Genomic DNA, 20,024 nt, shown 5'->3' on the forward strand with positions numbered 1-20,024 from the left:
CGGGACGAGCCCGGCGGGCCGCGGTCGGTGGTTCCAGACCAGCTCCGCCTTCGCGCGCGGCGGGCGAGAATAGCCGCGCGGAGCATTCCCGGTCAGCCGGAATGGGCCTCCGGTGACACATATGTGAACCGTTCGTCGAATAGGGCGGCCACATATGTGAACATCGAACCGGGGTTGCCACCGGCCGTTGACACGCCGGAAACATGCGCTACGGTGCGATCAGAGAGCGCTTTCCTGATATCCCCCTGCACTCACCCCTCATACGGGAGAGGAAATAGCCATGCCCACATCTTCCGGGAACCGGCGCGCCCTGCTGAAGGTCGTCGTGGCCGCCGCGCTGGCCACGACCGCGGTCGCCGTGCCGGGTGTCACGCCGGCGTCGGCCGCGACCACCGCGGACGGGTTCGCCTCGGTCAACGCACTGGGACAGAACGGCACCACCGGAGGTGCGGGCGGCGCCGTCGTCACCGCCACCACCACCGCTCAGCTCCTGGACTACATCGCCCGGCCGGAGCCGCTGGTCGTGCAGGTCAAGGGCACGATCACGCTGCCGACCGGCACCACGGACGGCATGCACCAGGTCGCCTCGGACAAGACCATCATCGGCCTCGGCTCCGACGCCCGGCTCGTCGGCGGCGGGCTCACCATCGGCGTGCCGGTGGACGACGACGTCACCTCACCACCGGCCAACGCCGTGCACAACATCATCATCCGCAACCTCGCGATCACCGGGGCCACGGACGACCTGATCAACGTGCAGATGTTCAGCCACCACATCTGGATCGACCACAACGACTTCTCCAACGGCGACGACGGCGCGGTCGACATCAAACGCGGCAGCGATTTCGTCACGGTCTCGTGGAACAGGTTCCACGACCACGACAAGACCTTGTTGCTCGGCCACGACGACGACAACGGCGCGCAGGACATCGGCCGGCTGCGGGTCACCTACCACCACAACTACTTCGACGGCTCCGACCAGCGCAACCCGCGGGTGCGGTTCGGCGAGTCGGTGCACGTCTACAACAACTACTACCGCGACAACAGCTACGGCGTGGCCTCGGCGATGAACGCGGGCGTGGTGCTGGAGGGCAACTACTTCTTCAGCGTCAACAACCCCGGCCGGGTCGACTTCAGCGGCGACCTGGGCCGGATGGTCGCCCGCGACAACATCCTCGTCGAGTGCAACCACGAGATCGAGCTGCGCGGCTCCGTGGTCGAACCCCGCACCTACTACAGCTACTCCCTCAACCGCGCCGCCGAAGTCCCCACGGTCGTGCCCGCCGGCGCGGGCACCGGCCGCATCTGACAGGAGCACCGGAGATGAGCGACATCAGCAGGCGCAGCCTCCTCGCGGGCGCCGCCGCCACGGCCCTCACCGCCGTCGCCGCACGCGCCGCGACGGCCGAACCCGCCCGGACCAGCCGGGTCACCACGAACCCCGTGTGGGCGGCGCCGTTCCAGACCGCCGACGGGTTCGCCGGCACGAACACCCTCGGCCAGAACGGCACCACCGGCGGGGTGGGCGGGCCAGTGGTCACGGTGCGCGACACCGAGACGTTCCTGGACTACTGCGACCGCAACGAGCCCTACGTGATCCAGGTCGACGGGATCATGACGTTCAGCAGCAAGCAGGGCCTGCGGTCCAACAAGACCGTCATCGGCCTGCCCGGCGCGGAGATCCGCGGCGGCGGCCTGGACATGTACCGCAGGCAGAACGTGATCATCCGCAACCTGAGGTTCAGCGGCGCGGACGACGACGCGATCAGCATCCAGCAGTCCTCGCACCACATCTGGATCGACCACTGCGACCTCAGCGGCGGCGCGGACGGGCTGATCGACATCGTCCGGGGCGCGGACTTCATCACCGTGTCGTGGAACCACTTCCACGACCACAGCAAGACCGCGCTGCTCGGCCACTCCGACTCCAACGCGGGCCAGGACACCGGCAAGCTGCGCGTCACGTTCCACCACAACTACTTCAACGCCACCGAGCAGCGGCACCCCCGCGTCCGCTTCGGCGAACCCGTCCACGTCTACAACAACTACTTCCGGAACAACCGCCTCTACGGGGTCGCGTCCACCGAGAACGCCGGCGTGCTGGTCGAGGCCAACTACTTCGAGAACGTGCCGCACCCCGTCTACTCCGGGTACGACGAGAGCGGGCCGGGGCGCGTGGTGCAGCGCGACAACATCTTCGTCAACTCCGGCGCGCCGCAGACCCTCGGCACGGTCGTCGAACCGCGCACCTACTACGCCTACACCCCGGACAACCCGTCGACCCTGCCCACCACCGTCCCCGCCGGCGCCGGCGTCGGCCGGATCTGACCCCAGGAGGACCAGGAGCATGAGCGACATCAACCGTCGTCGGTTGCTCGCCGGCACGGCACTCGCCGCCGTGGCCGCCGCCGTGCCACGCGCCGCGTGGGCCGGTGTCGAACCGTCGGCCGTCGCCGACGGGTTCGCCGGCGTCACCGCGCTGGGCCAGAACGGCACCACCGGCGGCGCGGGCGGCCAGGCGGTCACCGTGACCACGGCCGCCGCCCTCGCCGACTACGTCGGCCGCAAGGAGCCGTACGTCATCTCCGTGTCCGGCCGCATCCAGACCGGCGACGAGATGCTGACCGTCGTCGCGAACAAGACCATCGTCGGCGTCGGCTCCACCGCCGAGATCACCGGCGGCGGGCTGCAACTCGGCTCCACCACCCGCCCCGGCAACAACGTGATCATCCGCAACCTGCGGTTCACCAACGCCTCGGACGACTCGATCAGCGTCACCAACTCCGCGCACCACGTGTGGATCGACCACTGCGACCTGTCCGACGGCTACGACGGCCTGCTGGACATCAAGCGCAACTCCGACTACGTCACCGTGTCGTGGAACCACTTCCACCACCACAGCAAGGCCGCCCTGCTCGGCCACTCCGACACCTACACCAGCGACAAGGGCAAGCTGCGCGTCACCTACCACCACAACTTCTTCGACGGCACCGACCAGCGGCACCCGCGCGTCCGCTTCGGCGAGCCCGTGCACGTCTACAACAACTACTACCGGGGCAACTCGCTCTACGGCGTCGCGTCCACCATGGACGCCGGAGTCGTGGTCGAGGGCAACTACTTCGAGAACGTCGCCCACCCGATCCTGTCCGGCTACGACAAGAGCGGGCCGGGACGCGTGGTGGAGCGCAACAACATCTACGCGGGCTCCGGCGCCCCGGAGACGCTCGGCGCCGTCGTGGAGCCACGCACCTACTACAGCTACGCGGTGGACGACCCGGCGTCGGTGCCACGTCTCGTCACGGCCGGCGCCGGTGTCGGCCGCGTCCAGGGGGTGGCTCGGTGAACAGGAGCACCGCTGTCGCGCTCGCCGCGACGCTGATCGGGAGCCTGGCCGTCGCCACACCGGTGACGGCCGCTCCCGCGGTCGCCGCCGACGCCGCGCCGGTCGGTTTCGCCGCCGTCGACGCCCTCGGCCAGAACGGCACCACGGGCGGCGCGGGCGGCCCCGAGGTCACGGTGTCCACCGCCGCCGACCTCATCGCCGCGGTCAAGGCGACCGGGCCGCGCGTGGTGCGGGTGCAGGGCATGATCACGCTGCCGGCGGGCATGCACGACGTGACCTCGGACAAGACGGTCGTCGGCGTCGGCGCGGCGTCGGGGATCACCGGTGGCGGGCTGAACATCGGCCTGCCGGTGAGCGAGACGACCACTCCCCCGGCGGACGCCGTGCACAACGTGATCATCCGCAACCTGGTGTTCCGCAACGCCACGGACGACTCGATCAACGTGCAGATGTTCAGCCACCACGTCTGGATCGACCACAACGACCTCTCGCGGGCCTACGACGGGCTGATCGACATCAAGCGCGGGTCCAGCTACATCACCGTGTCCTGGAACCACGTCCACGACCACGCGAAGAACATGCTGCTCGGCCACTCCGACAGCAACGGCGCCCAGGACACCGGCTACCTGAAGGTCTCCTACCACCACAACTTCTACGACCGGACCTCGCAGCGCAACCCGCGCACCCGGTTCGGCAACCCGGTGCACATCTTCAACAACTACTTCCTCCGCAACAGCGACACCGGTCCGGCGTGCCAGGCCCAGTCCGGCTGCTGGATCGAGGGCAACTACTTCGACGACGTCGAGGAGCCCATGACCAACAGCTACTCCGGCCCCAAGGGCAGCATCGTCGAGCGGAACAACGTGTACGTGAACAGCGGCAAGCCGGTCGTGGGCGGCGCGGTCACCGACCCGCGCACCTACTACCAGTACGCCCTCGACCCGCCCGCGAACGTGAAGGCCCTGGTCACCCAGGGCGCGGGCACCGGCAAGGTCTGACGGTGGCAGCACGGGTCCCGGCGCCCGGAGGACGGGGGCGCCGGGACCCGCCGCGCGACCTACTGGAAGATCACGTCGCTGCAGAAGTAGTACGACTGGTCGGAGTGGCTGGCCTGCCAGATCACGTAGACCACGTGGCGGCCGGTGCGGCTGCCCGCGTTCACCGCGACCCGGTAGTGGTCCGACGGCGCGTAACGGCCGGTCGTGGCGACGAGGTCGATGTTGTTCCAGCCCAACGGCGTCGTCGTCGCGTCATAGCCCTGCTTGGACACGTACACCCGGAGGTAGTCCGCGCCGTGCCGGGCCTGGTCCCAGATGTCGAGGGTGAACTGCCGCGACTTGGTCACGGCCTTCCACTGACCGGGGTTGTCCAGGGCCGCGTACCGCATGCCGCCGGTGCGCCCGCCGCTGCACAGCTGGCCGTTGGGAATGGCCCCCTGGTGGTTGCCCGCGACACCTTCGCGGTACAGGCCGTTCCAATTCCACATGGCAGTGGTGTCGGCCTGCCACGCCTGCCAGCACATCGGGTCCTGCTGGGCCATCGTCGGGTTCTGGAAATCGCTGCCCCACCGCTGCCAGCAGCCGTAGTTCCGCGACGGCGGGTCGACGGTCGACCCGTGCGCGGCGGCGACGCCGGTCAGCAGGCTCGCCATGAGCCCGGCGACCACCGCGAGCGTCGCGAAGGCTCTGGCGAGCAGGTTCTTGTTCGCAGGGACGGACATGAGCGCCACTCTTTCCTCCTCGTTGAGGACAACCATGTTGGGTAATGACCATGGGTGGGCTGGGAGCGCTCCCAAATCGCACTGTAACCAAGCGTGCGCGGAAATGGGAAGTGTTGGCGGACAACGGGTTCGCATTCGACGCGCGTTCGACCGCAATTCGACGCAACGCCGTCCCGGCAGCCGACGGGAGCGCGTTTCGGGGAACTCGCCGCCACAGCGCCGAAAGGTCGACGGCCTCGATCATCGCGCGGTCGGGGTCGACCACCGCGTCGAACTCGCCGGACGAGCGGATCCGGCGTCCACCACGCCGCGGCGACCGGCCGACCGCTCCGCCGGCTCGTCCGGGCAGCGGTTGCAGGCGTCCACAGTGGAGGCCGTGCCGTCGGTGGTGGGTGGTCCTTGACGAAGGCTTGACGTTGGCCCGGCGGGCGTCTTAGGGTCCGGCATCTCGAAAATTGCCGGATCAATGACGAAACTTTCGAACGCCGCCGTCGTAGTCGTCCGAGAAAGCGAAGACCGCCATGAAGTCGATCCGCCTCGTCACCGCCGCGCTCGCCGCGATGGCGCTGACCGCGCCGCTGGCCCTCGTGGCCGCGGCCTCGCCCGACACGGGTGACCTGTCCGCCGGCCACGCGAAGAAGGACAGCCTCCGCTGGGTGGCGCCGAAGGGGTTCTACATCGGCACCGCCGCGGCCGGTGGCGGCCACCACGAGGACCAGCCCTACCCCGACCCGTTCACCAAGGACCTCGAGTACCGCTCCGTGCTGGCCAAGGAGTTCAGCTCGGTGTCCGCCGAGAACCAGATGAAGTGGGAGTACATCCACCCGGAGCGCGACCGTTACAACTTCGGGATGGCCGACGCCATCGTGAAGTTCGCGCGGCAGAACCGCCAGGTCGTCCGCGGGCACACGCTCCTGTGGCACAGCCAGAACCCGGCGTGGCTCGAGCAGGGCGACTTCACCCCGGAGGAGCTCCGCGAGATCCTGCGCGAGCACATCACCACCGTGGTGGGCCGCTACAAGGGCAAGATCCAGCAGTGGGACGTGGCCAACGAGATCTTCACGGACACGGGCTCGCTGCGCACCACCGACAACATCTGGATCCGCGAGCTGGGCCCCGGCATCATCGCCGACGCGTTCCGCTGGGCGCACGCGGCCGACCCCAAGGCCGACCTGTACTTCAACGACTACGGCGTGGAGAGCGTCAACGCCAAGAGCAACGCCTACCTGGCGCTGATCAAGGACCTGAAGGCGCAGGACGTGCCGGTGCACGGCTTCTCCGCCCAGTCGCACCTCAGCACCCGGTACGGCTTCCCCGGCGACCTGGAGACGAACCTGAAGCGGTTCGCCGACCTCGGTCTCGGCACCGCCATCACCGAGCTGGACGTGCGGATGGACCTGCCGGCGAACGGCGTGCCGACCCCGGAGATGCTGGCCAAGCAGGCCGACTACTACAACCGGACGCTGGTCGCCTGCCTCAACGTCAAGGGCTGTGACTCCTTCACGATCTGGGGCTTCACCGACAAGTACTCCTGGGTGCCGGTGTTCTTCGCCGGCGAGGGCGCGGCGACGGTGATGTGGGAGGACTTCACCCGCAAGCCCGCTTACGACGTCATGCAGTGCACGCTGGCCAAGGAGTCGGTCAAGCGCGGCGAGCGCCACCCGCACCTGCCGGCCTGCGCCAAGTAGGTCCCGACGCGCGTCCCACCGCGCCGTCGCCAGTCGTCGGCCCCCGTCCGGACCTCGAGTCCGGGCGGGGGCCGATCACCACGACCGGGTCAGCCGCCGAACGCGACCACCGCGCAGGACGCGGCCACGCCGAGCAGCAGGGCCAACACCTCCATCCGACACCCCCGTACGCTTGCGTATGGCCCGTGGGCCGTACGGCAGCGCGAGGACCCTGAAAGTCAGTGACGCACGCCACGTCCCGGCGGGAACACCGAGGACCCGCGGGCCGTTGGAACACTCGGTCGGTGCGGTCCGTGTCCCCGGGCCTCACCAAGCGCCGTCACGGAACACCGTTCGGCTGGAGCCGCGTCGAGCCACTTGCCGAGAGGCGACCGCCGCGCCGACCCCTTCACCTCCGCGCGGTCAGGGCTGCCCGTCCGCGTCCCGGTCCCTCAGGTACCGGGTGTGGTCGGCCTGCCGGTCCACCTCCGCCGCGTACACGCGCTCGGCCAGGCGGTGGGCCTCGGCCTCCAGCAGCCCGAGCTGGGTGACCAGCTGGTCGCCGGGGCTCGGCTCGCCGCCCGCCCGCTGCCGCACCGCGAACCACCACGGCAGGTTCAGGTACGTCCGCACGGACAGCGGCAGGTCGGTGCGGGCCAGCCGGACCGCGGTGTGCCGCAGGTCCGGGTCGGCGGCCAACGCCTCGGGCCGCCCGAGGAGGTCGCCGAGCACCGCGCCGATCCGGCCCACGGCGGCCACGGCGGGCTCGGGCACCCGGGACGACTGCGCGCCCACCTCGCGCACCAGGTCGTCCAGTCCCGCGCGGAGCAGACCGGCCTCGGTGACCGCGTCCACCGGCACCAGCCGGACCTCCTCCGGCGGCGCGAGCAGCGCGCCGGCCGCGTACAGCCCGGCCACCACGGCCGGCCACGCGCCGTCGACCGCGCCGGCCAGGTGCAGCAGCACGCCGACGAGACCGCCGGCGCAGCCGACGAGGTTCTTGGTCGAGCCGAGGTAGCGGATCACTGGTAGCCGCGGATCTCCTGGAACACGTCGCCCAGGGCGGTGGCACGGGCGTCGAACACCTTGCCACCGGTCATCGCGGCCACCTGGCCCAGCTCCGCGCCGCTGCCCTCGCCGAACAGCACGGTGAACACGGGCACCTGCCGCACCGAGGCGGGCACCGAGCCGAACGACGCCTGGAACTCGGCCAGGTTTGAGCCGTTGGCGTTCTCGCCGTCGGTCATCAGCACGATCGACGTGAACCGGTCCGGGTCGGCCGCGACCAGCGGCTCCATCACCCGGTACGCGCGGGACAGGCTGTCGTAGATCGCCGTGCCGCCGCCTTCCGCCAGCGCCTCGGCGTACGCCTTGATCTCGGCCAGCTCGGCCCGCGGGTCGCCCTCGGGCAGGGTGAACGTCCGGGGCGTGCCCGGCTGGGTGTCGAACGGCAGCACGGTGACCTCCTCCCGACTGCGGAAGCGGCGGAAGCGACCGGTGAGCGAGTCGTCGGCGCCGGTGAGGCCGACCAGCGCGGACCTCAGCGACGCGATCCGGTCGCCGGCCATCGAACCGGACGTGTCGAGCACGTACAGCGTGCGCGACGGGCGTCGGAGCTCGTCGAAGTAGGCCGAGAGGAGGGCGTCGACGGCGTCGCGCGCGACCGGGAACGGCAGCTCCACCAGGTCGCGCACGGCGAACCGGGGGTCGAGCTCGACGCCCGGCACGACCGGCCGCCGGTGCGTGGTGCGCGTGATCTCGCGCTGCACGTCCGGTGTGCGCAGGTGGTCGGTGAGGCGTCGGTGCGCGTCGCGGGCGTCGTCGCCGGCGTCCGCGAGCAGGGTCAGCGGGTAGTCCGCGGTGACCACGCCGTCGTCCGGGTAGACCAGGGTGAGCGGCTCGGGCAGGGTGCCGGCGGCGTTCATGGACAGCAGCACGGACTCGTAGTTGACCAGACCGTCGACCCGCGCGCCGGGGTCCTGGCCGGTGGCGCGGCGCCGGTAAGCCTCCGACAGCCAGCCCGACGACCCGGCGGACAGCGACTGCGCGGCGAAGAAGTCCTTGAGGCGCGGGGTGACCACCGCGATCTGGTCGGCGTCCACGGCGGCGCCCGCGCCCGCCAGCGCCGACGCCACGCCGACCAGGGCGGAGAAGCCGGAGTTCGACGCCGACGGGTCGGTCATCCCGTAGGTGAAGGCCTTGCGGCCCGCCTGCTCGGCGATCTCGCCCCAGCCGACGCGCCGGTCGGCCCACCCCAGCCGCTTCGCCGACGACGTCGACAGGCCGAGGACCACCGGTGAGCTCATGACCTCGACCTGGGTGCCGAGTCGTCTCGCGGCCTCCGGGATGCCGGCCGGGTAGCGGTTGGAGGAGAACCAGACGGCGTCGTACTCGCCGTCCACCTCGCCCCCGGCCAACGCCTCGGCGCCTTCCAGCGTGCCGGTGAAGGTGAACTCCACCTCGACGCCGGTGGCCTCGGCCGCCGCGTCCAGCACCGGTCGCAGGTCGGTCAGCTCGCTGCCGGCGAGCACCCGCAGCACGCCGGGTTCCGCCGGGCCCGCCGGTCGTGCCGGGTCGGGTCCGGCTTCGGCGGTGCACCCCGCGACCACCAGCGCGGCGGCGAGCACGAACGCTGTCCTCATCGGTCCCCCTCGACCGCCGTCGCGTCGTGCGAGCGGCGCAAGTGCTCTTCCGCGCGGCGGATCTCCCCCGACAGCGACTCGACCGTGGCGGCCATCGTGCGCACGGCGTCCGCCCGGTAGCCGTCGACCGCGTCGATCGCCGCGTAGATCCGGTCGAACGACGCGCGGATGGTCTCCGCCGCGACGGCCGGGTCGCTGCCCGCACGGCGGATCTCCGCGCCTTGCAGGTCGAGCAGTTCGGTGTTGGCGCGGATCAGGCCGTCCGTGGTGGCGCGCAACGCGGCGACCTCGTCCAGCACGTCCTGCCGGCTCGCCAGGGCGCCGCTCACCAGCAGGGCGGTCCGCAGCGCGGCCACGGTCGTGGTCACCGCGCGTTCCACGCCCCGGATCAGCTCGTCGTTGTTGCGCCGCACCAGGTCCAGGGCCAGGTAGCCCTGCGCGCTCACGGCGAGCTGCGTCAGCAGGTCCTGGTGGCGTTGCCGGATCGGGTGCAGCACGTCCGCGCGCAACGTCCGCGCCCGGGCCGGGTCGGTCAGGTCGAACACCCCGGCCTGGCGGTCGACCGCCGCGTCCACCGCCTCGGCGAACGCGGCGGCCTCGGCCAGCGCGCCCAGTGCCCGCCACAGCCGCTCCCGCTCGCCCTTGATGGCGGCGTTGTCGCGGCGCAGCACGTCCTGCCGGTCGCGCAGGTCGCCCACCAGCGCGTTCACCGGCTCGCCCGCGGCGCGGTAGCGGTCGAGGGCCTTCTTGGCGGCGTTCGCGGCGGGGAAGACCTTCAGCAGCTTGCGGCCGGTGAGCGGCAGCTTCGCCGGGTCGAGTCCGGCGACGGTGCGGCGCAGGTCCGACAACGACGTGGTGACGTGCACCTGGGGCGAGTCATCGCGCAGGGCGCGGGCCGAGCGGTCCAGCATCGCGCCCGCCACGCCCGCCGCCGCGCGCAGGTCCGCCTCGCCGACGGCGAGCACGTCGTCCAGCACGGCGGTGAACTCCGGTGACCGGACGTCCAGCTCCCGGAGGCGTCGGGCGAACCGCTCGGCCCGGCGGTCGACGTCGGCGCGCACGTCCGCGCCGAGCGCGACCAGCCCGGCGGCGCGGTCGACCGGGATCGGCGGCACGGGCTCCGGCGGGGTGAGGGCGAACTCGCCGGTCACGGGGCGACCGCGTCGAGCAGGCGTTCCAGCGTCTCGAACGAGGGCGGCTCGACCGCGTCCACCAGGTCCGCGGGCGCGTGGGCGCCCATGACGTCGGCGAACACGCGCGGGTCGGACGTGCGGAAGCCGAAGGTGGCCGCGAGCCTGGTCAGCTCGGGGTCGGTGCTGAGCAGCCGGCCGACCTGGTCGCCCCGGTCGGACAGCGGGACCAGCGTGTGCTTGGAGTACACGGTCGGCGCGAGGTAGAGCAGGCGCATGTCGGCGCGGATGGACCCGTCGGCGCGGCGCAGCCGGTCGAGGTACTGCGACTCGTAGATCAGCGCGAGCGGCGTCTTGCCCATGCCGGCCGCGAGGTAGTCCTCGAACGGGCCCTCGGTGCTGTTCTGCGTGTAGCCCTGGTCGCGGAAGAGCCTGGCGACGTCGGGCAGCACGGCGGCCTCCTGCTCCGGTGTGCCGACCACGGTGTCGCCGTTGGCCACGAACGACACGATGGACAGGTACATCGCGGCGGAGTTCGACTCGGCCGGGTTGGTGGTGGTGACGAGGACGTTCTTGCGGGCCGGGTAGGCGGTGTTGCCGGGCAGCTGGTCCCAGCGCGTCCCCGCCCTGGTCAGCTCCAGGTACCGGGCCACGTCGAGCACCCGGTAGTCGCCCGCGCCCCCGGTCACGACGCCGGCGGTGTCGAGCAGCTCCACGATCGGCTCGAACGTCGCCACGGCCATGGGCGACTGGAACGGGGTGTGCGCGGCGGTCGTCTTGCGGTCGCGCTGGATCCGCTGCGCGGCGGGCGAGGACGACGGGAACGCGAACTCGTACCGGTCGAGGTCGACGGAGGTGGCGATCTGCCGCGAGCCGGCCGGGTCGACCTCGACCTCGAGGCCGTGCCTCGCGAACGCCTCGGCCACTCGCGGGTCGCTGAAGAAGGCCAGCTTCTCCGACCCGATGACCCCGCGCACGGTGGTCAGCCGGGCGCCGCCCTCCGCGTCGTCCGGACGACCCCACACGACCACCGCGACGACAGCGGCCACCAACACCACGGCCGAGCCGATGGACAACCGGCGCTTCACTGGACCCGCTCACCCCCGTGTTCACGGCGATCATCTCCGCCGCTCGACTCGTTTGACGCGCGGAGCGGCGATCACGGGGCGAACGGTTGGTGAACGCCTCGTGTCGATGCCGCGTACCCGGCGGCGAGGACGGTGACCGCGCACGCGGCGTACGCGGTCGTGCGCGGAGAGGTGAGCTCGGCCGGCGCGCCGACGATCGTCGCCGCCGCCTCGCCGGTGAACAGCACCGCGCCGACCCGGCCGAGCAGGTCGGTCGGCGTCACCCGCTGCAGGGTGGTCCGCGTGACGACCAGGGCGACCGAACCCGACAGCCCGATCAGCGCGGCGGCGGGCGGGGCGGCGGTACCAACCGACCGGTCCCGGGCCGCCCCACGTGACCACCCCGAACGGGACCGGCAGCGCGCTGAGCGAGGCGTTCGCGACCAGGAAGGCGGTGCTCACCGCGAGGAGCGCCTCGGCCGTCGGCGTCGAGCGCAGGAACGCGAGCCCTGCCCGCAGTTCCGCGCCGACGCCCGGTCCCCGGTCGCCGCGGGCGCCCCGGGCCGTCGACGCGATCAACCCGGCCGAGACCAGGTAGCTCGCCACGTCCGCCGCCACCAGGGCCGGGAAACCGATCAGCGGCGCGCCGACGAGTCGGGCCACGCCGTCGGTGAGGGAGTTCAGGGCGTTGGCGTCGCTCAGCGCCGTGCCGGTGCCGACCACGACGGGTGTGCGCCTGGGCCGCGGGCCGGAACACCACCGTGCCCGTGCTTTCGAGGACCAGCGCGAGGTACACCAGCCAGAGGTCGCCGGGGTCGCGGGGGAACAGCAGCAGGGCGACGGCGGCGGCGCGCAGCACCTCGGCCGCGACCATCGCCCGCCGCCGGTCCCACCGGCCGACCAGCACCCCCGCGACCGGGCCGCCCACAGCAGCCGGAAGTCCCTCACGCGCAGAGCGGTCAGCACCCGAAGACCATCTCCAGAAGACAGCCATCTCGGATAGTGCTCTGACAGGACTGGCGCCGTGGGACACGAACTGGGTCGACGGCTGCGAGCGCTGCGCGCCGCGAACGGACGGACGGTGGCCGCGGTCGCCGCCGACGCGGGACTCTCCGTGTCGTACGTGGCGAACCTGGAGAACGGCCGGGGCAACCCGACCGTGGACGCGCTCACCCGGTTGGCGGGGGCGCTGGGCACGCGGCTGGTCGTCGGGTTCGCCGACACCGACGACCAGTCCGCGTCCCCGCCCGCCGCGCTGCCCGCCGCGCTGGTCCGGCTCGGCCGCACCGCGCGGTTCCGCCGGGACGTCCGCGCCGTGGCCGAGGCGACCGGTCAGAGCGCCGACGACCTGACCGGGCGGCTGCTGGACGCGCTGGCCCGGCTGTCCGCTCTCACCGGCCGCGACCTCGCCGAGCCGGACTGGCTGCGGCTGCTCGACGCGCTGCTGCTCGTCGCCGCGCACCCCGACCCGGGAGAAGGGGCTCAGTAGGCCATGAACAGGATCTCGTCGCGCGAGTAGTCGTGGCCCGGGTGGTTCTCCTTGAGGTGCTGCTGGGTCTTCGCCACCAGGTCGTCCTCGTCCTGACCCGTGATGTGCTCGCCGCAGGGGCAGGTGATGTTCTGCTTCATCGCAATCCTCCGCTGGTGATCTCTCCCCGTCGACTCTACTGAACGTGACGACGTTGTCGACCGGTCGAGTTCGGTGGCGGCAGACCGGACGGCGGCGGACGGCGGGGGCGTCCGGGGACACGGGGGTGGTCCCGCCGGCGTCGTTGCCGCGGGACCACCCCCGGCCGAGGCGTCAGCCCGCGTACGCCTCGAACTCGGCGAGCTGGGCGGCGGGCCAGCCCGTGTTGCCGGTGACGGTCAGCCGCAGGTAGCGGTGGTTCGCCGAGACCGGGATGCTCACCTGGTTGCCCGACGCGGGGTCGAACCGGAACCCGGCCGACGCCGCCAGTTGGCTGTAGCTCGCGCCGTCCGCGCTGCCGGACACGCTCAGCGTCTGGGTGCGCGCGGCCCACGCCGCGGCGGGCGGGAGCTTCAGCACGACCCGGTTCACCGCGATCCGGCTGCTCAGGTCGACGGTGAACGTCTGCGGGAAGGCGTTGTTCGGGCTCTCCCAGTAGGTGGTGGCGTCGCCGTCGACCGCGTTGCCGCCGGGGAAGCCGCCGTTGGCCGAGGCCTGGACCGGCTTGCCGCGCGCCACGTTCCCCTGCGGCGGCGGTGACGTGGTGGTGGTCGTGGTCGTGGTGGTGCTCGACGCGTAGACCTCCAGCTCGGCCAGCTGGGCGGCCGGCCAGGCGGTGTTGCCGGTGAACGTCAGCCGCAGGTGGCGGTAGGCGCCGGAGACCGGGACGGTGACCTGGTTGCCGGACGCCGGGTCGAACCGGAACCCGGTCGAGGCCACCAGTGGGCTGAAGTTCGCGCCGTCCGCGCTGCCGGACACGCTCAGGGTCTGCGTGCGCGCTTCCCACGCGGTGGGCGGCGGGAGCTTCAGCACCAGGCGGCCGACGTTCTCCGACCGTCCCAGGTCGACGGTCAGCGACTGCGGGAACTGGTTGTTGGCGCTCTCCCAGTAGGTGTTCGGGTCGCCGTCGACGGTCTGGGCGGCCGGGAAGCCGCCGTTCGCGGTGGAGGCGCTGACCGCCTTGCCCCTGGCCAGGTTGCCGCCCGGCGGGACCGTCGTGGTCGTGGTGGTGGTCGTCGTGGTGGTCGTGGTCGTGCTGGTGCTGGTCGGCGGGTTGGTCGGGTCGGTGTAGATCGGGTCCGGCCACGGGCCGCAGTACGACGGGCCGTCCCAGCCGGAGTTGCCCGCGCCCTTGGTGAGCTGGAACCCGTTCTCGCCCAGGCAGCTGTAGATGCCCGCGCGGCCCAGGCCGGTGGCGGTGACGTTGGTGAACGACGCCGCGCCCGGCGACTGGAGCTGGATGCCGAACGTGCCCGCGCCGTTGATGCGCACACCGTCGAAGTGGACGTTCGTGATGGTGCCGCTGATGAACTGGATGGCTTCGTAGTTGCTGTCGATCAGGTCGGTGTCGGTGACGTCGATCCGGCCGTTCATCGCGCCGTCGCGGGCGTCGAACCAGAGCGCGCCCACGCCGAACTGCCAGTTCGAGTCGAGCACGCCCGCGCGCAGCGTGGTGTTCTTCGACAGGGTGGTCGTGCCGGACAGGGGCACCGAGGAGAAGCGGTTGCCGACGTGGATGCCGCCGCCCTGGTCCTGGGTGTCGGCCACGACGTTCTCGGTGGCGACGTTGTCGCGCCCGCCGTAGATCGCGATGCCGTTGGCCTTCATCGGCACGACCACCGTGTTGCGGCGGATCGTGTTGCTGTGGTCGGCCTGCTGCTCCGACCAGAACGCGATGCCGTCGTCGCTGATGTTGCGGAACAGGTTGTGCTCGATCAGCACGTTGCTGATGCCGCGGTGCAGGTTCATGCCGTCCGCGAGCTGGTCGACGACCTTGTTGTTGCGGATCGTGAGGCCGGAGAACGGGCCGTCCAGCCACAGGCCGACCTTGGTGTGCTGCAGGAACATGCCGGAGATCACCGAGCCGCCGCCCAGCGCGCCGCCGATGGCGTTGGTCTGGTCGCAGTCGACCCGGTTGGTGACCTCGCCGATGATCGCGAAGTCGTGCAGGCCGACGCGGGTGCTCGCGCCGGAGTTGCCGCCCTGGCCGCAGCTGGACGGCTCGCCGAGGCCGTAGAAGCCGACCCGGTCGCCGGCGACCACGCTGTGCCAGTGGCCCGCGCCGCGGACGGTGACCTGGTCGACGGTGACGTGCTTGGTGACGGTGAACCGGCCGGCCGGGATCCACACCTCGCGGCCGGAGGCCTTGGCGGCGGCGACCGCGGCGTCGAAGGCGGCGTTGTCGTTCGAGCCGTCGTTCGGCGTGGCGCCGTGGTCGGTGACGGAGACCGAGTTCGCGGGCCGGGTGGCGGCCGGCGCGACGAGCTCGAAGTCGGCCAGGTCGATCGTGTAGGACGGCGCGGTGTCGCCCGCGTCGACCTGGAGCCTGACCTTCGAGCCCGCGGCGAGCGTGCGGCCGAACAGGGCGCGGGTCGAGTCGTAGAGGTGGTGCGGCTTGCCCTGGTTCGGGTCGTTGGCGTAGGGGTAGCCGCCGTAGCGCCACGCGTACTTCGACGTGAGCGTGAGGCTGGTGGTCTTCGCTCCGTCGAGGTAGAGCGACAGGGGCGCGGTGATGCCCGCGCCGTTGTTCCCGTCCGGGACGCTGTAGCGCAGGTCGATCGAGTTCGCGGGCTCGGTGAGGGTGAACTCGACGTACTTGCCCTGGCCGGACAGGGTCACGGCGCGGCGGCCGGACGCCTCGCCCTCCAGCGTGCCCTGGCGGCGGCCGGGCCCGATCTTCGTGCCGTTGGTGGCGGCGGCTTCGGCCTCGTGCTCCACGAAGGGCACGTCGGCGCCCCGGCCGGGGATGTCGAACGGCGAGGTGGCCGCCGCGGCGGCGGCCTGGGCGGCGACCTCGCCCGGCGCGGCGGCGATCGTGAGGGCGGCTAGCAGGGACGTGGCCACCGCCGCCGCGCCGAGCGCCAGGGGACGCCGGAGGGTGGGGTTGACTCGCATGGGTTCAGCCCTTCGTTGGACGGGACCTCGAACTGCGGGCAGGGATGTCACAGGGTGTGGCGTGGCGCACACCATAAGCAGCACGATCAGCCGTGCGCAAGATGTCTACTGAAACACGCAAAATCTCGACGAACCGGGATCGCAGCAGGGCGGATCGACCGCTTGCGGGATGTTTGCGGAAACTTGCGTTCGCTTGCGTGGCAGGTCGGCCGCCGCGAAGGGCGCGCACGACCCAGCGCGGACCTTTGGTGCGACCTACTACGACTCAGTAAGACCCGCTCAGCTTGCGGTGGTCCCAGGAGACGACGGAGGTGGGCGCGAAGCGCAGCCCGACCCGTTTCACCGCCTGCGCGGCCACGAACGCGTCCAGTTCCGGCCCGCTGTGCCCGGAGTAGCGGGCGGCCACCGCCGCGCCGATGCGGGTGACCTCCGCCTGCTCCTCGACCAGCCGCGCGTCGCACTCCATGGTCACGCCGCGCAGCTGGTCGTAGGTCTCACCCGCCTCCAGCTGCAACGTGGCCTCGGGCTTGCGGCGCAGGTTCGCCACCTTCTGCGACGCCCGGTACGTCCAGCCAGCCAGTTCGCCGTCCTCCACGACGAACCACAGCGGCACGAGGTGAGGCCGGCCGTTCGGGCCGATGGTGGCCACCGTGACCACGCGCTGCTCCTCCAGGAACGCGCGCACCTCGTCGGTCGTCATCGTGATCAGCGCCCGGCGGGACATGGCGTCAGGATAGGCGGCTGTCCTCGCGGGACGTCGCCGAGCCGGGTCCGGCGGCCAGGTCGCCGACCGCGCCCTGCTCCAGCAGGGCCAGGAACACGTCGACCAGGTCCGGGTCGAACCGGGCGCCGCGGCCGGAGCGCAGCTCGCGCACGGCCTGCTCGTGGGTCAACGCGCGCCGGTGCGGCCGGTCGGCGCGCATCGCCGCCCACGCGTCGCACACGGACAGGATCCGCGCCTCGACCCGGATGCGGTCGCGGGCCAGGCCGTTGGGGTAGCCGGCGCCGTCCCACCGCTCGTGGTGCTGGCGGATGACCTCGGCCACCTCGCCGTGGTCGGGCAGCACGCCGACCATGCGGGCGCCGCTGTCGGGGTGCTCGTGCAGCAGGTGCCACTGCTGGTCGGTGAGCGGGCCGGACTCGGTGAGCAGGTCGTCGGGCAGCACGATCATGCCGACGTCGAGCAGCCGTCCCGCGCGGTGCGCGGTGTGGACCTCGGCCGGGTCCCGCTTGAGGTTCTCGGCGACGGTCCGCGCCCACTCGGCGATGGCCAGGCTGCGCCCGGGACTGGCCACGCGCAGGTCGACCAGGTCCGCGACCTGGTTCAGGTAGTCCACCGCGACGTCCTCCCGGTGCTCGGTGAGCGATGTGCCACCGGCGACCGCCCGGTCCCGGCCGAGGTCCTTGGCCAGGTACAACGCGCGGTCAGCCGCCGACACCAGTGCGGACGCGTTGCCGTAGTGCGGCGCGAACGCGGCGGTGCCGGCGGAGAGCGTAACCGTCACCGATCTACGACCGCTCACGGCGATCGGATGGTGGGAGACGCCGTGCCGCAACCGTTCCGCGAGGCGGGTGAGGTTCTCGGCGTCCGCACCGGTCGCGATCAGCGCGAACTCCTCGCCGCCGTACCGGGCGAGCACCCGGCCCTCGCCCGCGATCGCGCGCAGCCGGTTGGCCACCTCGACCAGCACCCGGTCCCCGGCCGGGTGCCCGAACCGGTCGTTGATCGACTTGAACCGGTCGACGTCGAGGATCACCACGCCGAGCGGCGACCCGGTGCGCCTGGCCCGGGACACGTCGTCGGCGAGGCGCGCCTCGAAGTAGCGGCGGCTGCGCAGCCGGGTGAGGCTGTCGGTGATGGCGAGGCTGCGCTGGTCGACCGCGAGGCCCGCCAACCGGGTGGCGGTCAGGGCGAACAGCACCGCGCAGCCGGCCGCGATCACCGGCACGTCCCGGCGCACACCTTGCGCGTGCTGCACGAGCAGCAGCGCGGGCCCGATCAGCGCGGCACCGGACAGGATCGCCAGCCGCGGCCAGCTCAGCCGCAGCGCGGGCACGTCGACGGCCTGCGCCATCCGGCCCATCGACGGGTGCAGGGCGCACGCGCCGAGTGCCAGGTTGCCGGTCAGCCAGATCGCGTCGAGGAAGTTGCCCGCCGCGTAGCTGAGGTCGAGGCGCTGCAACACGTACGCGGTGTCGGCGGTGAGGATCGCGACCAGCCACAGGGCCAGCAGCACGAACGACGCGTCACGCCGGCCGCCGCCGAACAGCAGCCGCAGGGAGACCAGCAGCAGCACCAGGTCCATGAGCGGGTAGGCCAGCGACACCATCTCGACCAGCAGCGGCGTGCCGAGGCGGGTCTGGGGGCCGATCACGAAGACCCACGACAGCAGGCCGGCGACGACGGTGAGCGAGACCGCGTCGAGCAGGCCGGGCAGGTCGCGGTCGGAGCGGCGCTGCCGGATCAGCATGAGCAGGCCGACCACGACGAGCGGGTAGTGGCCGAGGTAGAAGGCGTCGGCGACGGCCGGGTAGCTGGGGTCGCCGAGCACGTAGTGCGACATGTAGAAGGTGGTGTCCGCCAAGGCGTACACGAGTTGGCTCAGGCCGAGCACGAGCCACGGCGCGCGTGGTTCGGGCCGGTTGCGCCGCACGCCCCACCACACGGCCAGCGCGGCGGACGAGCTGACCGCGCAGTAGACGACCACCCGCAGCGGAACCGTGCCGACGAAGATCGGCAGCGCGTAGTAGACCCCGACCGATAACAGGCCGAAAGCGAGGTAGACCATCCACAGCTGATGCTGTTTTCCGATCGGGATTTCGCGGCTTTCGACCGACTTCGCTCCGGCGACGCGCAATCCCGGCACTCCCCACTGAGGCAACGCTGACGTTCGACAAGGCGGGGCTATGAGATCGGCTAAGGGGACTCCACGTCAACTCCCGTTGCCGAGTCTTCATCCACAGAACCGACGACATGCCCGTCCGGGCGGTGCGGGCGGGCTCTATAGAGTGCCTAATGGTCATGCCGCCGTCGTCGGTGACGTGCGGTGCCCGGACGAGGGGAAACGATGGCGAAGGACGCGAAAGACCTGCTGGAGCGGGTGCGGGCGGAACTGCGGGGCGAGGGCGGGACGAACCGGCTGGTGCCGTTGATCGCGTCCGGCGAGGCGCCGCTCGGCACGTTGAAGGCGTTGGCGGCGGAAGAGCACCGCATCGTGCAGAGCGACTGGCGAGCGTTCCTCACGTTGGCCGCGCAGTCTCCCCTGCCCGCGCAGCGCGAGTTCTTCGCGACGGTCGCGGGAGGCGAGGGACTGGCGTTGGCCAAACTGGCCGATTTCGCCGCCGCGACCGGACTGGGCCCGGATGACGTGGCCGCGTACCGACCGTTGCCGGGGTGTCAGGCATATCCGTCGTACGTGGCCAGGCTGGCGTTGGACGGCAATCCGCACGATGCGCTCCTGGCGATTCTGGCGAACTTCGCGGAATGGGGTGGCTATTGCGCGACGATCGCCGCCGCGCTGCGTGAGCACTACGGTTTCGACGACGCGGGGTGCGCGTTCTTCGACTTCTTCGCCGAGCCCGCGCCGGAGCTGGACGCGCTGGGCCTGCGCGCGCTGGACGACGTCCTGGCCACCGGCTGGTCCCCGGCCGGCGCGATGCCCGCCGCCCGCCTCCTGCACTCCTACGAGCTGATGTTCTGGAACACGCTCGCCGACCTCCCCTGACCCGAGAGTCCCACCCCCACCCCGCGTGAGTCCTCCCTCCACGGCGCGAGAGTCCAACGTTCACGACCACTGAGTTCTACGTTCAAGCATCACCGAGCGTTCAACTCGGGGTGCGTGGACGTCGGACTCTCGCGCCGTGGACGTTGGA

18 protein-coding genes are annotated in these 20,024 nt (G+C 71.6%); 8 read left to right on the top strand and 10 right to left on the bottom strand.

Features of this window, described 5'->3' with window-relative positions:
* Window positions 1–280 precede the first annotated feature (280 nt).
* Genes IOD16_RS17070 through IOD16_RS17085 form a run of 4 tightly spaced genes read left to right on the top strand, consistent with a single transcriptional unit; the run spans window position 281 to window position 4,341 of the window.
* The gene (locus IOD16_RS17070; RefSeq protein ID WP_123741660.1) at window positions 281–1,309 is read left to right on the top strand and encodes a pectate lyase family protein; all 1,029 of its coding nucleotides are present in this window, start codon (window positions 281–283) and stop codon (window positions 1,307–1,309) included.
* A 14-nt stretch (window positions 1,310–1,323) separates the two neighbouring features.
* The gene (locus tag IOD16_RS17075) at window positions 1,324–2,328 is read left to right on the top strand and encodes a pectate lyase family protein (RefSeq protein ID WP_201440846.1); all 1,005 of its coding nucleotides are present in this window, start codon (window positions 1,324–1,326) and stop codon (window positions 2,326–2,328) included.
* Between the two features lie 19 nt (window positions 2,329–2,347).
* A complete protein-coding gene (locus tag IOD16_RS17080; RefSeq protein ID WP_123741662.1) occupies window positions 2,348–3,343 on the top strand; it encodes a pectate lyase family protein in 996 nt (331 codons plus the stop codon).
* Entirely contained in the window at window positions 3,340–4,341 is a 1,002-nt protein-coding gene (locus IOD16_RS17085) for a pectate lyase family protein (RefSeq protein ID WP_123741663.1), read from the top strand. The genes IOD16_RS17080 and IOD16_RS17085 overlap by 4 nt, the downstream gene beginning before the upstream one ends.
* A gap of 59 nt (window positions 4,342–4,400) precedes the next feature.
* Here the strand turns inward: IOD16_RS17085 and IOD16_RS17090 are convergent, their stop codons facing one another.
* Window positions 4,401–5,063: a lytic polysaccharide monooxygenase auxiliary activity family 9 protein gene (locus tag IOD16_RS17090; protein WP_123747730.1), complete on the bottom strand. Its 663-nt coding sequence runs from the start codon at window positions 5,061–5,063 to the stop codon at window positions 4,401–4,403.
* A 521-nt stretch (window positions 5,064–5,584) separates the two neighbouring features.
* Between IOD16_RS17090 and IOD16_RS17095 the strand changes: the two genes are divergently transcribed.
* Window positions 5,585–6,751, top strand: coding sequence for an endo-1,4-beta-xylanase (locus tag IOD16_RS17095; RefSeq protein WP_201440847.1), 1,167 nt, complete (start codon window positions 5,585–5,587; stop codon window positions 6,749–6,751).
* A 402-nt stretch (window positions 6,752–7,153) separates the two neighbouring features.
* Here the strand turns inward: IOD16_RS17095 and IOD16_RS17100 are convergent, their stop codons facing one another.
* The 5 genes from IOD16_RS17100 to IOD16_RS17120 all read right to left on the bottom strand — a co-directional run bounded on the left by IOD16_RS17100 (window position 7,154) and on the right by IOD16_RS17120 (window position 11,853).
* Window positions 7,154–7,756, bottom strand: a complete 603-nt coding sequence (locus IOD16_RS17100; protein WP_201440848.1) for a hypothetical protein — start codon at window positions 7,754–7,756, stop codon at window positions 7,154–7,156.
* Entirely contained in the window at window positions 7,753–9,372 is a 1,620-nt protein-coding gene (locus tag IOD16_RS17105) for a VWA domain-containing protein (RefSeq protein ID WP_201440849.1), read from the bottom strand. Before IOD16_RS17105 ends, IOD16_RS17100 begins: the two co-directional genes overlap by 4 nt.
* Complete coding sequence (locus IOD16_RS17110) at window positions 9,369–10,523, bottom strand: toxic anion resistance protein (RefSeq protein WP_201440850.1); 1,155 nt, start codon at window positions 10,521–10,523, stop codon at window positions 9,369–9,371. The genes IOD16_RS17105 and IOD16_RS17110 overlap by 4 nt, the downstream gene beginning before the upstream one ends.
* On the bottom strand, window positions 10,520–11,590 hold the full coding sequence (locus IOD16_RS17115; protein ID WP_201440851.1) for a hypothetical protein: 1,071 nt from the start codon (window positions 11,588–11,590) through the stop codon (window positions 10,520–10,522). The genes IOD16_RS17110 and IOD16_RS17115 overlap by 4 nt, the downstream gene beginning before the upstream one ends.
* 71 nt (window positions 11,591–11,661) lie before the next feature.
* Window positions 11,662–11,853 carry a hypothetical protein gene (locus tag IOD16_RS17120; RefSeq protein ID WP_201440852.1) on the bottom strand — a complete coding sequence of 64 codons (192 nt, stop codon included), beginning with the start codon at window positions 11,851–11,853 and terminating at the stop codon, window positions 11,662–11,664.
* Between the two features lie 110 nt (window positions 11,854–11,963).
* Here IOD16_RS17120 and IOD16_RS17125 point away from each other — a divergent pair, with 110 nt between their 5' ends.
* Window positions 11,964–12,167: a hypothetical protein gene (locus IOD16_RS17125; RefSeq protein WP_201440853.1), complete on the top strand. Its 204-nt coding sequence runs from the start codon at window positions 11,964–11,966 to the stop codon at window positions 12,165–12,167.
* A gap of 426 nt (window positions 12,168–12,593) precedes the next feature.
* Window positions 12,594–13,058, top strand: a complete 465-nt coding sequence (locus IOD16_RS17130; RefSeq protein WP_201440854.1) for a helix-turn-helix transcriptional regulator — start codon at window positions 12,594–12,596, stop codon at window positions 13,056–13,058.
* Here the strand turns inward: IOD16_RS17130 and IOD16_RS17135 are convergent.
* From IOD16_RS17135 to IOD16_RS17150, 4 genes are all read right to left on the bottom strand, one after another.
* Window positions 13,052–13,198, bottom strand: a complete 147-nt coding sequence (locus IOD16_RS17135; RefSeq protein WP_123741671.1) for a DUF1059 domain-containing protein — start codon at window positions 13,196–13,198, stop codon at window positions 13,052–13,054. The genes IOD16_RS17130 and IOD16_RS17135 overlap by 7 nt on opposite strands.
* Before the next feature lie 172 nt (window positions 13,199–13,370).
* The gene (locus IOD16_RS17140; RefSeq protein ID WP_201440855.1) at window positions 13,371–16,151 is read right to left on the bottom strand and encodes a discoidin domain-containing protein; all 2,781 of its coding nucleotides are present in this window, start codon (window positions 16,149–16,151) and stop codon (window positions 13,371–13,373) included.
* A gap of 265 nt (window positions 16,152–16,416) precedes the next feature.
* A complete protein-coding gene (locus tag IOD16_RS17145) occupies window positions 16,417–16,875 on the bottom strand; it encodes a pyridoxamine 5'-phosphate oxidase family protein (protein WP_123741673.1) in 459 nt (152 codons plus the stop codon).
* A 4-nt stretch (window positions 16,876–16,879) separates the two neighbouring features.
* Window positions 16,880–18,940: a diguanylate cyclase gene (locus tag IOD16_RS17150; RefSeq protein WP_201440856.1), complete on the bottom strand. Its 2,061-nt coding sequence runs from the start codon at window positions 18,938–18,940 to the stop codon at window positions 16,880–16,882.
* 279 nt (window positions 18,941–19,219) lie between these two features.
* Between IOD16_RS17150 and IOD16_RS17155 the strand changes: the two genes are divergently transcribed.
* The gene (locus IOD16_RS17155; protein WP_123741675.1) at window positions 19,220–19,876 is read left to right on the top strand and encodes a transcriptional regulator; all 657 of its coding nucleotides are present in this window, start codon (window positions 19,220–19,222) and stop codon (window positions 19,874–19,876) included.
* The last annotated feature ends 148 nt before the right edge of the window (window positions 19,877–20,024 follow it).

The organism is Saccharothrix sp. 6-C, from assembly GCF_016695385.1.
Taxonomy (GTDB): Bacteria; Actinomycetota; Actinomycetes; order Mycobacteriales; family Pseudonocardiaceae; genus Actinosynnema; species Actinosynnema texasense.

Excerpts from the sequence above, each read along its gene's own strand:
- IOD16_RS17145 (WP_123741673.1), bottom strand. The coding sequence starts at position 16,875 with ATGTCCCGCCGGGCGCTGATCACGATGACGACCGACGAGGTGCGCGCG.
- IOD16_RS17070 (WP_123741660.1), top strand. The coding sequence starts at position 281 with ATGCCCACATCTTCCGGGAACCGGCGCGCCCTGCTGAAGGTCGTCGTG.
- IOD16_RS17080 (WP_123741662.1), top strand. The coding sequence starts at position 2,348 with ATGAGCGACATCAACCGTCGTCGGTTGCTCGCCGGCACGGCACTCGCC.
- IOD16_RS17140 (WP_201440855.1), bottom strand. The coding sequence starts at position 16,151 with ATGCGAGTCAACCCCACCCTCCGGCGTCCCCTGGCGCTCGGCGCGGCG.
- IOD16_RS17105 (WP_201440849.1), bottom strand. The coding sequence starts at position 9,372 with ATGAGGACAGCGTTCGTGCTCGCCGCCGCGCTGGTGGTCGCGGGGTGC.
- IOD16_RS17075 (WP_201440846.1), top strand. The coding sequence starts at position 1,324 with ATGAGCGACATCAGCAGGCGCAGCCTCCTCGCGGGCGCCGCCGCCACG.
- IOD16_RS17150 (WP_201440856.1), bottom strand. The coding sequence starts at position 18,940 with ATGGTCTACCTCGCTTTCGGCCTGTTATCGGTCGGGGTCTACTACGCG.
- IOD16_RS17090 (WP_123747730.1), bottom strand. The coding sequence starts at position 5,063 with ATGTCCGTCCCTGCGAACAAGAACCTGCTCGCCAGAGCCTTCGCGACG.
- IOD16_RS17135 (WP_123741671.1), bottom strand. The coding sequence starts at position 13,198 with ATGAAGCAGAACATCACCTGCCCCTGCGGCGAGCACATCACGGGTCAG.
- IOD16_RS17095 (WP_201440847.1), top strand. The coding sequence starts at position 5,585 with ATGAAGTCGATCCGCCTCGTCACCGCCGCGCTCGCCGCGATGGCGCTG.
- IOD16_RS17155 (WP_123741675.1), top strand. The coding sequence starts at position 19,220 with ATGGCGAAGGACGCGAAAGACCTGCTGGAGCGGGTGCGGGCGGAACTG.